The sequence below is a fragment of the Parendozoicomonas sp. 2304DJ65-17 genome (genome assembly GCF_058148445.1).
On record NZ_JBYVJV010000003.1, the window covers coordinates 422,887 to 437,831 of the forward strand.

At 48.6% G+C, this 14,945-nt stretch carries 16 protein-coding genes; 4 read left to right on the plus strand and 12 right to left on the minus strand.

The features are described from left to right. Positions 1-8: 8 nt before the first annotated feature. On the minus strand, positions 9-320 hold the full coding sequence (locus ACY2RR_RS11245; RefSeq protein ID WP_490108241.1) for a hypothetical protein: 312 nt from the start codon (positions 318-320) through the stop codon (positions 9-11). 147 nt (positions 321-467) lie between these two features. Next, a complete protein-coding gene (greB, locus tag ACY2RR_RS11250) occupies positions 468-950 on the minus strand; it encodes a transcription elongation factor GreB (RefSeq protein ID WP_490108242.1) in 483 nt (160 codons plus the stop codon). Between the two features lie 180 nt (positions 951-1,130). Between greB and ACY2RR_RS11255 the strand changes: the two genes are divergently transcribed. Next, complete coding sequence (locus ACY2RR_RS11255) at positions 1,131-2,030, plus strand: DUF1853 family protein (protein ID WP_490108398.1); 900 nt, start codon at positions 1,131-1,133, stop codon at positions 2,028-2,030. Here ACY2RR_RS11255 and ACY2RR_RS11260 read toward each other — a convergent pair whose 3' ends face one another. Together ACY2RR_RS11260 and ACY2RR_RS11265 are read right to left on the minus strand one after the other, a co-directional pair. After that, positions 2,031-3,014 (minus strand): zinc-binding dehydrogenase, encoded by a 984-nt coding sequence (locus tag ACY2RR_RS11260; RefSeq protein WP_490108243.1) that lies wholly within the window; start codon positions 3,012-3,014, stop codon positions 2,031-2,033. A gap of 156 nt (positions 3,015-3,170) precedes the next feature. Continuing rightward, complete coding sequence (locus ACY2RR_RS11265; RefSeq protein ID WP_490108399.1) at positions 3,171-5,186, minus strand: oxidoreductase; 2,016 nt, start codon at positions 5,184-5,186, stop codon at positions 3,171-3,173. Between the two features lie 208 nt (positions 5,187-5,394). Here ACY2RR_RS11265 and ACY2RR_RS11270 point away from each other — a divergent pair, with 208 nt between their 5' ends. From ACY2RR_RS11270 to ACY2RR_RS11280, 3 genes are all read left to right on the plus strand, one after another. Further along, the gene (locus tag ACY2RR_RS11270) at positions 5,395-6,408 is read left to right on the plus strand and encodes an AraC family transcriptional regulator (protein WP_490108244.1); all 1,014 of its coding nucleotides are present in this window, start codon (positions 5,395-5,397) and stop codon (positions 6,406-6,408) included. Positions 6,409-6,504: 96 nt separating this feature from the next. Beyond that, on the plus strand, positions 6,505-8,274 hold the full coding sequence (locus ACY2RR_RS11275; RefSeq protein WP_490108245.1) for an HAD family acid phosphatase: 1,770 nt from the start codon (positions 6,505-6,507) through the stop codon (positions 8,272-8,274). Between the two features lie 36 nt (positions 8,275-8,310). Beyond that, positions 8,311-8,688, plus strand: coding sequence for an MAPEG family protein (locus tag ACY2RR_RS11280; RefSeq protein ID WP_490108246.1), 378 nt, complete (start codon positions 8,311-8,313; stop codon positions 8,686-8,688). On the opposite strand, the gene ACY2RR_RS11285 is transcribed toward ACY2RR_RS11280, so the two are convergent. The 8 genes from ACY2RR_RS11285 to gspF all read right to left on the minus strand — a co-directional run bounded on the left by ACY2RR_RS11285 (position 8,685) and on the right by gspF (position 14,945). Beyond that, complete coding sequence (locus ACY2RR_RS11285) at positions 8,685-9,188, minus strand: type II secretion system protein M (protein ID WP_490108247.1); 504 nt, start codon at positions 9,186-9,188, stop codon at positions 8,685-8,687. The two genes, ACY2RR_RS11280 and ACY2RR_RS11285, sit on opposite strands and share 4 nt — an antisense overlap. Then, complete coding sequence (gene gspL / locus ACY2RR_RS11290) at positions 9,188-10,516, minus strand: type II secretion system protein GspL (protein ID WP_490108248.1); 1,329 nt, start codon at positions 10,514-10,516, stop codon at positions 9,188-9,190. Before gspL ends, ACY2RR_RS11285 begins: the two co-directional genes overlap by 1 nt. 2 nt (positions 10,517-10,518) lie before the next feature. After that, positions 10,519-11,499 carry a type II secretion system minor pseudopilin GspK gene (gene gspK, locus ACY2RR_RS11295; protein ID WP_490108249.1) on the minus strand — a complete coding sequence of 327 codons (981 nt, stop codon included), beginning with the start codon at positions 11,497-11,499 and terminating at the stop codon, positions 10,519-10,521. Next, positions 11,499-12,266, minus strand: a complete 768-nt coding sequence (gene gspJ, locus ACY2RR_RS11300; RefSeq protein WP_490108250.1) for a type II secretion system minor pseudopilin GspJ — start codon at positions 12,264-12,266, stop codon at positions 11,499-11,501. Before gspJ ends, gspK begins: the two co-directional genes overlap by 1 nt. Next, positions 12,263-12,679, minus strand: a complete 417-nt coding sequence (gene gspI / locus ACY2RR_RS11305) for a type II secretion system minor pseudopilin GspI (RefSeq protein ID WP_490108251.1) — start codon at positions 12,677-12,679, stop codon at positions 12,263-12,265. Before gspI ends, gspJ begins: the two co-directional genes overlap by 4 nt. Beyond that, the gene (gspH, locus tag ACY2RR_RS11310) at positions 12,657-13,199 is read right to left on the minus strand and encodes a type II secretion system minor pseudopilin GspH (protein WP_490108252.1); all 543 of its coding nucleotides are present in this window, start codon (positions 13,197-13,199) and stop codon (positions 12,657-12,659) included. Before gspH ends, gspI begins: the two co-directional genes overlap by 23 nt. 1 nt (position 13,200) lies before the next feature. Continuing rightward, the gene (gene gspG, locus ACY2RR_RS11315) at positions 13,201-13,653 is read right to left on the minus strand and encodes a type II secretion system major pseudopilin GspG (protein ID WP_490108253.1); all 453 of its coding nucleotides are present in this window, start codon (positions 13,651-13,653) and stop codon (positions 13,201-13,203) included. Positions 13,654-13,721: 68 nt separating this feature from the next. Next, positions 13,722-14,945 carry a type II secretion system inner membrane protein GspF gene (gene gspF / locus ACY2RR_RS11320; RefSeq protein WP_490108254.1) on the minus strand — a complete coding sequence of 408 codons (1,224 nt, stop codon included), beginning with the start codon at positions 14,943-14,945 and terminating at the stop codon, positions 13,722-13,724.

Here is a 14,945-nt window from a genome sequence, read left to right on the forward strand (position 1 = left end):
CGGCTTTTTTACAGGTCCAGACCAAGCTGGCAGACAGGCAGTTCAAACTGACGGGGTTCAGAATCAACGGGGCGAACACTTCTCAGCCCAGGCATATTGGAAATACGCTGATCCAGGATCGCTTTGCAGATATGGCACGTAGAAGCAAAGTGCTTGTTAGCCAGCACCTCAAATCCTGACTCCTGCTGAATCAGAGATGTACAGAGAGTGCGGTTGCCCCGCCCCTCAATATCATAGTTAGCCTCTACAATATGACGCGGCCCAAAGTCTGGGCGCGTAACAAAATAGTCAGAGAGTATGCTCTGTTTGTAACGCTTCACAAGTGCTCAGTCTGAACCATAAGGTGCTATAAGAAAGGCGCCGTAGCCTACAGGAATTCTTTCCTAGATACTATTACGAAGAAATATCTAGAGGAACAGGTCATTTTTTTCGTTTTTTACAAAACCCTGAAAAACAGCCTTAGTCGCTTATACCTCGAAAGGCTGATACTGAATTTTATTGACCCACCAGACAACATCACCAGAAGGAGTACGCACCTTTATTTCGTCGTCTACCTGCTTCCCAAGTACTGCCCGTGCCATCGGAGAATCAACGGTAATATGACCTTTCTTGGTATCAATCTCATCGGTACCAACTATACGACACTGAAGCACATCACCCTGCTCATTCTCCAGTTCAATCCACGCACCAAAAAAGGCTTTCCCTTCCTGCTCAGGCGAATACTCTACAACCTTGACCACTTCCAGCCGCTTTCTCAGAAAACGCACCCGCCTGTCTATGGAACGTAACTCTCGCTTGCCCTCTTTGTACTCGGCATTTTCAGAACGATCACCCAGAGCAGCGGCTTCGGATACTGCCTGCGTGACTTCAGGTCTCTTCTTTTTCCAGAGATAATCGAGCTCTTCCCGCAAGGCATCCTTTCCGGCTTGGGTGATCAAGTTCGATTTCATAAAACCTCAATATGTAAATACTGTCTGCACGGCAGGAGTAGTTGACCTCTGCCACAGGCTCTTTAATGTATCATTAAAGAGCTTTCATCCCACGGGGATATAACAATTTCTACAAAACCTCTCAGTAAAGAACATCTCCAACCTGAATCTCCCGAATCTTATGATCTGCTGGGAGACGAAATTCGCTGGCTTCTTTTCAGCCCTCCCCTTTTGAAAGACGACGCCCATCCCAGCATCTTGCGGAAAGGGTTGGCTAACCTGGCAACAGAACAAAGAGACAAGCTTTTAAACACAGCTACCAAAGAAGTCGATGGTTTCCAGCGTTTGCTATCGCAGAGAAAATCAACCCGCCTGGGTATTCGTTATGAAACCCTGTGGCAGTTTCTCTACCACCACACTAACAACTGCCATGTTTTGGCCTGTAACTTACCAGTGCGAAGCAAAACCAGAACACTGGGAGAGTTTGACCTTCTTTACCGAGTAGACAACACAAACAAATCAACAACTCGCCATATTCATCAGGAAATGGCCGTTAAATTTTATCTTGGCAAACCCGGTAGCGACGGTGATTGGTACGACTGGATAGGACCTGACCATTCTGATCAGCTGGGAGCTAAACTGCAGAAGATGTTTGACTCTCAAATCATGCTCTCTGAAACCGAGGAAGGCGCACAATGCCTGGAGAAACTGGCAGAAAAACAAGACTGGCAGCGTGAACTTCTCGTTCAGGGGTACTTGTTCTATCCGTGGCAAAACAACTGTGCCGCCCCAAACAACAGCCACACCGAACACCTCAGGGGTGATTGGCTACCGATCCATCAACTCGACGAATATTGCCAGCACATCCAGGCAGATTATTTCCATATTCCACCAAGGCAATTCTGGCTTTCGCTTCAGGCCCCTTCTGAGAAGTTAACTCAGGCTCTGCATCCTTATTCTCCGGAAACCCTGCAGGAAGGAATACATCTGCAAATGTCACTCTCTGGTAAACCAATACTTGTGACCGGACATACGAAATCGGGGCAACTAACACTGTTCTTCGTTACCCCAGATCAATGGCTGGACAATGCAAACAACTGATTAACTCAAATCAAGAACCAGCTTACCAACAGTGTGCCCTTCCAACAAGGAAGCCATCTTCTCAGGAATATCCTTCAGCCCTACGGTCTCAACCATAGGTGGAACAATATCACCGGATTCCAGAGCTTTGGAAAAAGCTTCTGCGGATTTAAGGTGACGACTTAAACCTTTAGAACCACTGCGAAGAGCAGAACCCAAACTTAACTGGTGAAAACTCCAGCCCTGTAAAAACGCATCAGGATACTCTGATGGGCGTGCAGTAATAACCAGCTCACAAAGCTCCCCTTCAAAAGCCAATGCCTGAGCAAGGGTTTTATCCATCTCACCACCCACGCAATCCAGCGCTCTGGAAGCACCTTCACCGTCGGTAATTTCAAGAATGCGTTCAACGACATTTCCCGTACGATAATCAATGCAGTGAGTCGCGCCCATATCCCGGGCAAGAGCGGCATTCTTACCAGAGCAAACGGCAATAATCGTTTTCAAACCCTGTATGCGGGCAATCTGCAAAGCGTAACTGCCCACACCACCAGTCGCGCCTGAGACCACCAGTGAATCTTCCGCGGTAATGCGTAACTTGTCGTGCAATGCACGCCAGGCTGTCCAACCTGCACAGGGAGTCGCTGCCGCTGTCACTGGAGACACATCAGGATGGGCAAGCAATATGTCAGCACTGGTCACAGAATATTCGCTATAACCGCCGGTAGTTTTCAGCATATCGCCGTGATACAGAACGCTCTCACCCACACTCCATTCAGTAACGCCTTCACCGACTGCATCAATTACACCGGAAACATCCAGTCCGGGAACAAAATCCGTCTGCATATCTGGCACCATGCCTTTCCAATACACAATTTTGGCATCAACCGGATTCAATCCGCAGGCCAGAACTTTCACCCGCACCTCACCGGCACCGGGTTCTGGTAGGGATTTATCGTTGACTGAAAAGGAGTCAGAAGAAGGGTCAAACGTAATAGCTTTCATGGGCGTTTCTCAGTGAAGACAACAGAAACAGAACTTGGAGTACGAATCGGACAGGATTTTATCGCAATTAAAAAATCACCAAAAATTATTATTTATTATTCAAATGATTACAGAGGGTTATAAAGGCCCGCTGTGCAGGCCTTTATAATTCAGTAGTTAGATTTCAGCAGCCAGTCGCGACCCCTGATCAATAGCACGCTTAGCATCCAGCTCGCGGGCTTCATCCGCACCACCAATCAGAGATACTTTAATGCCTGCCGCTTCAAGGCCAACCTGCAGCTCACGCAAAGGCTCCTGCCCAGCACAGATAATCACATTATCAACATCAAGAACCGCCTCTTCCCCTTCACGGGAGATATGCAGACCTTCATCGTCGATCTTGCGATATTCCACCAGATTCAACATTTTCACACCCTTGTTTTTCAGGGATGTACGATGAATCCAGCCTGTCGTCTTACCCAGATTCTGGCCAACTTTGTTTTTCTTGCGTTGCAGAAGATAGATTTCACGGGGCGAAGCATCTGGCTGTGCGGCAATACCTTCTACACCACCTCGGACCTTAAGCTCGGAATCAATCCCCCACTCTTTATAGAAAGCCTTCACATCCTGACTGGTTGATTCCCCCTTGTGGGAAAGGAACTCAGACACATCAAAGCCAATACCACCAGCTCCGATTACAGCAACCTTTTCACCAACCGGTTTGCCGTGAAGCAGCACGTCCAGATAACTAAGAACTTTGTCATGATCGATACCGGGAATCTCAGGAGTCCGTGGAGCAATGCCGGTAGCCAATACCACATGATCAAATTCGGCTCCGCTTAAATCAGCGGCTTCAACACGCTCACCCAAACGAACTTCAACACCAGTGGTTTCCAGCTTTTTCTCGAAGTAACGCAGGGTTTCATAAAACTCTTCTTTACCCGGAATCAGCTTCGCCACATTGAACTGACCACCGATTTTGTCGGCCTGATCAAACAGGGTCACCTTATGTCCACGTTCTGCAGCAACAGTTGAGAAAGCCAGTCCCGCAGGCCCTGCGCCTACAACGGCAATCTTTTTAGCGGGTTCGTTGTGGTGAAGAGAGATGTAGTTCAGTTCTGTCTCATGGCAAGCTCTTGGATTCACAAGGCAGCTGGTCAACTTGCCGGAGAATGTATGGTCAAGACAGGCCTGATTACAACCAATGCAGGTATTTATCTCTTCACTGCGACCAGCCTCAGCTTTATTCATAAAGTCTGGGTCAGCCAGCAAAGGCCGCGCCATAGACACCATATCCGCCTGTCCGGAAGCAAGAATACTTTCCGCAACATCAGGAGTATTGATCCGGTTTGTGGTCACCAAAGGAATAGAAACTTCCCCTTTGAGCTTCTCAGTAACATTGGCAAACGCACCACGGGGCACTTTTGTAGCAATCGTTGGAATGCGGGCTTCATGCCAGCCAATACCGGTATTAATAATGGTTGCCCCAGCTTTCTCAACTTCTTTGGCAAGGGTGACAACTTCATCCCAGTCACTGCCACCTTCCACCAGATCCAGCATGGAGAGGCGATAAATAATAATAAACTCAGGGCCAACTGACGCCCTTACCCGGCGAATAATCTCAAGCGGCAGGCGAATACGGTTTTCATAACTGCCCCCCCACTGGTCTTCCCGTTTATTAACCCGTGAAGAGATAAACTGGTTAATGAAATAACCTTCTGACCCCATGATTTCCACACCGTCGTAGCCGGCATGTTTAGCCAGCGCCGCACAGTTCACAAAATCAAAAATCTGTTTTTCAATTTCTTCTTCTGTTAGTTCTTTGGGCTGGAAAGGGTTAATCGGTGCCTGGACCGCTGAAGGGGCGATATTCTTGGGGTTATAGGCATAACGGCCAGCGTGAAGAATCTGCATGCAGATCTTTCCGCCGTTCTGGTGAACAGCTGTCGTCACTTTACGGTGCTGAAAGGCCTCTTCCTCTGTACTGAGTTTGGCAGCTCCCATAAACACACTGCCTTCCTCATTTGGGCCGATGCCACCCGTAACAATCAGGCCAACACCACCACGAGCCCGCTCCGCATAATAAGCTGCCACCCGATCAAAACCATTGGGGCGCTCCTCAAGCCCCGTGTGCATGGAGCCCATCAGGCAACGGTTTTTCAGGGTAGTGAAACCAAGATCCAGTGGTTCCATCAGATGCGGATAATGCTGACTTGTGCTGCTCACGGGAGTTTCCTCTCTCATTATTCTTCCTGATCACGGAAAACTGACACATTTCATCTGCCACTGTCTTCAATGGTCTTTTACAATGTGTCCGGATAGGTTCAAAGTAACCAGCCAGGAAGCAAACAACAATGATAGGAACTGACAAAAATATGATCGCTGTGTGCCTCGAACTTTTATGAACCTGGGTGAACTTTCTGCAGACTTTGTACTGCCATTATTGAAAGCAACACGGGCTGCTGACCGGGATCCGTCAGAAATTCTGGCTCGTTTTGATCTTGATGAAGAGAAACTGCAACAGTCCGGGCAGTGGCTAAGCATCCCTCGCTTTATGCGTCTGGGAGAGGCTCTGATTGACTTAACCGATAACCCCGCCTTGGGGCTGGAAGCTGGCCGTCTGGGAGGCATTACCGGCTCGGGACTGGCAGGCATGGCAGCACTTACAGCACCTGATCTTGGATCAGCTTTCCAAACACTGGCACAGTTTGAACCGCTCTATGCCCGTAATATACGGGGTAATATTTGCTGGGATGCTGATCCGAAGAACCCCAGCATCAGATTCTATTCAATAGCGCCCTACAATGAATTTAACCGGTTTGTGGTCGACAGTATTTTGATGGGCTGGGTTAGCTTGTGTCAGCACCTGACGGGAAGCAACGACCTTGTCGCCAAAGTTCATATTGAATTCCCGGCTCCACATTATATAGAGGCTTACAGCCAGACTGTTCCCTGCGAGGTATTTTTTGCTCAATCAGAAAATTGTGTATTTCTGAAACCAGAAGCACTGAACATTCCGCTACAGTTCAGCTCACCACCAGATCACTACCGCCTGAAAGCTTTGTGCCAGGAGCAATTGGCAAGCCTTGAGAACCCATTGACCTTTGCCCATCGTACAGCACGCGCCATAGCCGGCTGCCTGCCTGATGCGTGTTCACTGGAAACTGTTGCCGAACAACTCAAAGTTCCCCATTGGACTCTGCGCAGGAAGCTTCAGGACGAAGGCACAACATTCAAAGATATTTTTGAAACCACCCGCAAAGACCTAGCCTGTTCAAGCTTGTCCCATTCCCCTCTCCCTGTGGCAGAAATTGCTTACCTGACAGGCTTTTCCTCCACAGAAGCTTTCCAACGAGCCTTTAAACGCTGGACGGGCATGCCACCCGGTGAGTACCGCCGTACCCACCAACCCTGAAAGGCGTCAGCATAACTAACCGCTGAGTCAGTGTTTTACTGCACGTCTCCGGCCACCCTTTGACAGATTTCAAAATTGTCATGGAGTGACTCTGTAATGTTTCAATCTGCACAATCTGTTGCTGTCTCTGTACCTCATACACATCCTGATAGTTTTTCTGAAGATCAAGCTCCACCGGCCAAACGTCCGAAGATAGAAGGCACAACTCCCCAGGAAGCCCCTTTAACGGAATGGCAGATCAAAAAGCACAAGCTCTACCAGGAACTGGTTCAGGCTATTGAATGGAAACAAAAATCTGCAGCCTTTAAAGCCTTGAGCATGCAGACATTCGCCTTTGCAGACAGGGCCTTGCAGAAAAAGCTCGATAAGCTGCCTCCGGATTCCAAGGAAACTGTGGGCCTTGTGCTTGATATTGATGACTGCCTGCTGGAATCCTCCAGTTTCTTCGGCGGAATGTTAAAAACAAATGAGCAAATGAGTGAGTCCCGCAGCAACGAGTGGTGGCAACACGCCCAGAATCATGCGTCTGTCCCAACGGCAGGTTCTCTGGATTTTGTAAAAAAGTGGGCAAAAGACCCACGAGTAAAAATTACTTTTCTTACAGCTCGAGGCGATCATAAAGATCTAGAAACCTGGACCACGGCAACCCTGCGTAAACATGGATTCTCCGTTGAAGATGGTCAGGTAAAAATTGCTTCAAAAGTTCCCGGAAAAACCAAGAAAGAACAAATTCAGGGAATCAGGGAACAACATAAAGGTGGCATCCTGACCGTAGGAGATAAGCTATCCGACTCAGGAGCCAGTATGCCAGATACTCCCGATGGCCCTGCAATTTGGGTACATTCGGAAGAAGGTCAACAAGCCCTAGGACGGGATCATATTGTTTTCCCAAACCCAGTTTATGGCTACTGGGACAGAATCACTCATAAGGCCGGTTTTGATATTGATGAAGAAGCCAAAAATCGTCTTATTGAGTTACACAAAGAAGACTCCCTCGATGATGAAGGCATTCCTAATGAAGACCGGGCCAGAGAATGTCTGCAAAGCCTGCATTACATTCAAAGTGCAAGTTTCGAAGCTTATATGATTCAGCTCACAAATATTGTGAGTGACATGATTGACGAGTACGCCGGAGCCCCCGAAAAAGCTGGTGTTATTGCTGATATCGACGGCACTTTTCTTTCAAACGACCGCTGGCGTACAGCCATGGCAGCCAAAGGGCATGTGGCATCCGGACAGGAATGCTTTAACCAGTGGGCCAAAACAGAAAATGGTCAATTGATTGCTGGAATGCAACCATTGGCCAAAAAACTCCATGAACGGAAGATTAACACCTGCTTTATCACTAACAGGCCACTAAAGGTAAAGCCAACAGATCAAGGCGAAACGTTGAAAGACCATACAAGACATGAGCTTAAGGCCAAAGGGCTTATGACTGACAGTGACCACCTGTTTATGAGAGAAGATCATAATCCTGACTACGAAGCCCCGGAAAAATCCCGCAATAAAGCATCACGTATTTCAAAAGCACGGGAACTGCTGGGTAAAGGTTCACCTCTGGAACTGGAACTTATGTTCGGAGACGCTTTAAAAGATCTGGATATTGATCCTTTTGATATGCATTTTGCCGATCAATCGCGATGGTCAGACGAACTTGAGGAAAAACTAAAAACTCTTGGTGTGACCCGTTTTCTATGCCCAAACCCAGCTTTCAGTAAAGGTTGGAAAACGCACCTGAAACAGTGGCAGGAAGAACAGCTTAAACACGCCCCTGACTCACAAAGAGAAGAGTTGTCTCTGGAGTTGCGTAAAATCAATTGCTGGTGCCCGGATGCCGCTTCTATTCCAGTGGTGGTGGCTGCATAATATCTGGCCCTAATAACAATAACATGGACGGGTATTATGACTATCGCCTACTGGTGTGTACTGGTTGCGGCTATCATGCCTTTTATCTGGGCATCTATCGCCAAAAAATCCAAACCCGGATTTAATAATAAACGACCACGACAGTTTCTTGATTCTCTGGAAGGTTTCGGGGCTCGTGCCCACGCAGCTCACCAGAACAGTTTTGAAGCATTTCCGTTCTTTGCTGCCGGTGTCATTATTGCTCAGCAGATTGGCGCAATGGATCAATCATTGATTGATTATCTGGCCATCGCGTTTATTGCTTTAAGAGTGCTGTTTGGAGTTTTCTATCTAACCAATATGCACTGGCAGCGCTCCCTGGTTTGGATTGCTGCCTTAGGGTGTAATATTGCCTTATTTGTGGGATCAGCTTAACGGGCCAGCCTCAAAAACACTTTTACCATTCCGGTCTGGTCGGTGCGTTCTACCCTGATCTGGCGCACCTCCAGCCCTTCCCGGTTATGAAGCTGCACCAACCAGCCCAACAACTTCTGGTACGGTGCTTCATCCAGCCAGACTGAAACTCCTTGCCTTGCGGGCTGCACCCGGGTTAACTCCAAACCAGCTTTTCGGCCACTACTGGAAATCACCACAGCCGCATCCTTTTTCGGGCCTGCACTCTGGTTTTTAATGATTTCACTGGCACGGTTGTAGTTAGCGGCAAGAAATGAACGGGTTTCCCGCTCCAGCACCAACTCGGCATACTCGCTGTCAGCCCAGTCATCCAGAGGCTTCCAGATGAGAAACCAGAAAATCACCAGAATCATGAAAAGAGACAACGCCATCAGTGCACGCTGGTCATTCTGGGACATCTGTTGAAAACGATCACGCACCTGATCTATCGCTGGAGTGAGTTTGCTGCTTAGCATATTCATCAGGCTCTCCTCACAGTCAGACGAGCGGATACACCTTTGGCATCCTGATTACCGGTTTCCATTCGGGCATTTAATCCTGCCGCTTTCAGGGCATCGACATAACGGTTTAGCAGATCAAAGCTTTCCGCCTGAACATCGAGGGACAACCGGCCGTTGGCATCATTAAAATCCATATTCTTGGGAGTAATACTTTTGCCTACCTCATCACTGCTGACACTGGAGAGCACTTGCAGCATATTCAGGAAGTCCGCACTGCTTTTCTGTTGACTGGAATCCCGCAGAAACTTGGTCAGGTTGTGGCGAACATCAACCACCCTGCGATCATCAGGCCGCAGCTCTTTATAAGTGGCGAAGTTCTCATTGCGCAAATCTTCCGCCTGTTGCTGGAAATAAAAGCCACTACCAATATTGAACAGCAACTCTACGCTCAACCAGACTCCTGCAGCTACAGCGACCGGACGCCATTGCCGCCAACGCCGTGAAGCGCGTCGGGTACATTTGAATGAGCCGGTACGAAAATCCAGAAGTTGTCGTTTTTGATTCAGGCGGGCAATTTCAGGCATCATGGAAATCAACAAAGATTCGTACTCTCTGTGCTGAACATCAACAGGCACATCACTTCCGGCCAATTCCACGAGAGAACTCACGACAGGGGAATCTGCTGCAGGTGTATAAATCGTTACTCCAGTCACAATATGAGCATGGTCTGAATCTTCATCCTCATTTTGAACCAGACCTTCCTCCGCCTCTTCTTCCAGAAGGCCTGGAACCATAACTGGCAGAGCATCCTGGTCCAGCCACTGGGCAAAGCCATCCTGAGAAACAACAAACGCATGCTCACCTTCCAGCCAGATAGAGAGCAAACCATTCTGCCCTTTCAATAGCTGGGTTTCCGAAACAACTTTCAGAGGGTCAACATCCGCAGCCACAAAAGCCTTAACGATTGAGGACATGTCATTCTGCCCGATACAGGCCGTATGAACACGGTCATCACCTGCCTGGCTGGACACCAGGTGCTGGCTTTCCAGATCGGAAGCCAGCTGCTCCTCCAGAAGATAAGGCAGCGCCTGTTGCCAATGCTTGCGCTGATTCTCATTGAGAACAACAACATGACTGCTGGCAAGAGAGCCAGAAACAATCAGAATGACCGGTAAATCCTGTTCATCCAGCGGTAACTCCTGCCTCCAGGCAGCAAGTTCATCCAGCGTGCCATGGTGGAAAGAACCTTCACTGGCTTCATCCCGCGAGCCCCAAGCCCACTCCAGTTCAAACCGGTTTTCACTCAGGTCTGAGCCTGGGCGCAGCCTGACAATCAGCTGTGTTTTCATTATTACCTCACTGATTCTCTCAAGGTCTTCACCCAACGTGGAAACGTTCCAACTTCACGGGAAATAACCGTGACTTTCCCTTCTGCATTTCTCGCCAGCCGACTATGCAGGTAATAAGTGATATCCCGATAGCGTGCCTTGGTGTAAACACTGAAATACTGGCTTTTAAATACAACCACTCCAGACGGTTGCTTACTGAATTTATCACCAACTAAAGGATGTTTACTCAGCTCCTTCATATCAGCAAAGCCATCCTTACTGCGACCGTCAACAAAACCTTTCGCATCAGCCTCGCTGAAACGCTCATGAAAAGCCCGAAAAACAGGGGCAGACACAGTATTAATGTTAATGCCCTCTGTTCCGGGCAGCACGCTAACCAGCGGCAGCACCTTTTCAAACTCTTCTGGATTTAAAATATCCATTAGCCTGAGTTCTGATACCGAGGCCAGTGTGGTATCCCCCGTTCGGTAAGGTGTATCAAACAGCAGATAAGTATTGTCTTCTGCACCACCCGGCAATGGGTCCTGATTTTCATCCACCCAATCCTGAATACGATACGCAAGCTGGGCATCAATGCCATTGGCCACAAACAGCCGCTCCAGCATTTTCAGTTTTTCCTGGGATTCTTTTGAGCTCTTCCCTGCCAGCATATTCAAGTTAAACCGTCCCTGGTCATCCAGAGTCAGGATTGTGATTTCACCATCCTCAGTTTCGAGAGACTGCTCAATATTTGCCCAGGGTTCATTCCAGTGATCAACAGCTCTTTTGGTCTGTTTATCTTTCTCTGCGTCTTCTTCCAGCAGCACAGCAACAAACTGTTCAGCGCCCATAGCATAGTGCCGGGATTGCATGTGCTGGAGATATCTCGCTGTTTTTTCGGTATTGAAGTGAAGATCCGAAACAATCCGCGAAGCCATAACCGCAATCATGGCAAAAATCAGCAGGACGAAAATCAGAGCAACACCACCTTCACGCCGTCTCATTATTCATCCCCCGGATAGATAGGCACACCGCCACCCTGGCTTTCACCTGATCCACTATTCGAGCCGGTTGATGAATTTGGGTTCTGGGGTGATCGCTTATTATTGTTTTTATCATCTGCTGGAGGAGGCGCTTTCTTTTCCTCTTCTTTATAGGTCACTGCCGCTACAAGCTGTTTAACACTACCGATTTTTTCATGAAGAATGGTGTACTCCACCGCAGACGGCAAAATCTTTAGCCGTTCACTCTGCTTGTCACTGACCGGTGGCCAGCTTTCATGCCAACGCTTCTTTTCATCCCGAAATCTCAGGGTAAAACCCTGGATATTGTCCATCAACACCTGCTCCCGGTAAGGAGTATCAGGCGCTCGGTCCAGAGTTTCCCAGTAACGCCTCAGCAAACGGCCACTGTCGAACACATAACTGACCCGCTGTAACTCGCTGCGCTTTGCGCCGGTATGATTACGCCAACCATGATGAGTAAAAGTCACCAGTGTTTTCTGGAGGCTGGTTGTCAGTGCTGGCTCCTTATCGCCAAATTCATTACGAATGGGTCGGATAGCCAGCTGTGAGAAGTCTTTCTGGATAATCGCCAGTGATCTTTGCAGCTCACTGTTCTGCTGCCAGATGGCCGAAGTCACTTCATGGGTGCTGCTTACGGATTTAAACAACCTGTAGCACCCCGCTGCCAGCAGGCCAAATATGGCAATGGCGATTAACAATTCAAGCAGGGTAAAACCAGCATTTCTAGACGAACGAAGAGTGATCATTCCTTCACCCTCCGGATGTAACCAGTAAGGCGAAAGGCTGGCTTGGCTTTATCTGCAGGGCGAGCCTTTCCAGGAAACACCTCAACTTCAACCTTGCGCAGGTTTCTTTGAGATGTTTCAGAAATGGTATCGCGGATGTACCACTGTTTTCCGCCCAACTCTGTTGTATTGGACCGTTTACCCGGCTCGGGAAAAGACGCTTCTACGTAATATTTATTCAGTTGATTATCGGCAAGCCATGAAGCCTGAACCTTTTCCTGGATCCGGGCGGTCTGCCGAATAGCACGACCATCTGCGACAAGCAGAATTGAAGCGGCCAATGCAAAAACTGCCAGCGCAACCAGAATCTCCAGTAAGGTAAAACCGGCCAGAGAGGTCTTTTTTTTCTGCTCAGGGGGCTGTAACCGGGCCAATACCGTCACTCTCCAGTATCACCGAGTGGCGATGATCATCACGCAAAGTAAATTCGAATCGAAATGGGGTAATCTGTGTATCTGTCTGGAAAATCCAGGTTGGTTTTTCATTTTCCAGATTTCGCCACTGCTGCTGGCCGGATTTGTTTTTCAGTGCTGAACTGTCGCTCAAACTGGTCAACACAACGCTCTCGGGTAACCGGTAATCCCGGAAGCTTTGCTCCTGCAACAGCGCCCACTTGTCTTCATCCCGATTCCAGAGCCACCAGCGATAACCATCACCAGTAAACGACAAACCCATTTCAGTATTTTCCAGCAGTGAACGATCCCGCGCCTGCTCCATCAAAGTCTGCAGTCGCAATGCTTCATCCTTCAATGTTTGCGCCGGACCACCCACATTGGGGGCAATCAATGCCACACCAATAACAATTCCAATAATCAGCAGCACCACCAGAAGTTCGATCAGGGTAAAGCCCTGACCGTTTCTGAATGGTTTGAGTCCCTTCCGCAGCGAATTCAAATCACTCTTCCCAGTTGCCTATATCCGCATTAAATCCGTCGCCGCCTACACGTCCGTCAGCACCGAGGGAGTAAAGATCGTAGCTCGTGGTATTTTTAGTGCCTGGCTGTTCATACTGATAAGCATTGCCCCAAGGATCCTGAGGAAGCTTTTTCAGATAGCCATCAGGGTTCCAGTTACGAGGCTCTGGGGATCCTGAAGGTTCACGGACCAAAGCATCAAGCCCTTGATCAGTACTGGGATAAAACCCATTATCCAGACGATACATTTCAAGAGAACTGGCAATGGCTTTCACATCAGCATTAGCCACTGTCACCTTGGCCTGATCAGGGCGGCTCATAATATTTGGTACAACAATGGCAGCCAGAACCCCCAGAATAACCACTACCACCATGATTTCGATCAGGGTAAAACCGGCTTGCGCCCCCGACACTCGATTTCGCTGATACATCATTTTAAAACTCCTTCAAAAACCCAAATCTTGTCATTGAAATTCTGTATTACAGGGTCGTTACCGCACAATTATCCCAACAAGCTATCCATACTGAGGATAGGCAGAAGAATGGCCAGAACAATCACCATCACAATACCGCCCATCACCACCAGCATCAGTGGCTCAAATATCCCTACCAGCATGGAAACCCGGTTTTCCAGCTCCATCTGCTGATTGTTCGCCGTACGCTCCAGCATATTATCGAGTTCACCAGTCGCCTCACCGCTGGCAATCATGTGCATCATCAGCGGTGGAAACAGGGATGTATCTTTCAAGGCTTTGTGCAGACTGGCCCCTTCACTGACTTTTTTCGCCACCACAATAACGGAAGCTTTCATCGCATCATTGCTGACTACCTGAGCAGCAATCGCCAGTGCATCGACAAGAGAGACACCACTGCGAGTCAAAATACTCAATGTACTTGCAAACTGGGCAGTATTCAGAGCCCGACTGAAACGACCAATAATCGGCATGGAAAGAATCTGCCGGTGCCAGGCCAGACGCGGCCCCTTTTTAGACAAGATATACCGAATACCAAAAAAGGCTGCGATACCACCCAACAGCAGCCATGGCCACCAGACCTGGAAACCTTCACTGGTCGCAATCAAGAAACGGGTCAGTGCTGGCAGTTCCTGGCCGCTTTCAATAAACACTTTGATCACATCGGGAACAACATAACCAAGCAGGAAACTAACAATACCCACTGCTGCCAGCATCAGAATAACCGGATACAACATAGCCAGCTGCACTTTCTGCCGGGACTGCATACGCTGCTCGGTATAATCCGCAAGTCGGTTCAAAACCTTATCGAGATAACCAGCATGCTCACCGGCAGCAACTGTAGCCCGGTACATTTGAGGAAAATACCCTGGAAAATTATCCAGGCTTTGAGCCAGGGTATACCCCTCAAGAACCTTGGAACGAATCGCTAGAACAGCATTTCGGGTCCGTCGACTTTCCTGCTGCTCAGCAACAGCCTGTAAAGCCTCTTCAATAGGCATTGCCGCCTGAACCAATGTCGCCAGCTGCCGGGTAATCAGTGCCAGTTGAGAAGCAGAAAGCCCACCTCCAAAACTGAAAACGTTGGAAGCTTCACTCTTGGTCTTTTTGTTATTCGCAACTTCTTCAACCGACAGTGGTGTCCAGCTTTTATCCCGCAGGGTCTGACGAATCTGGCGAGCACTGTCAGCCTCAAGGGTTCCCCGTTGCTGCTTTCCTGCTTCATCAAGAGCTGTGTATTCGAATGCTGCCAT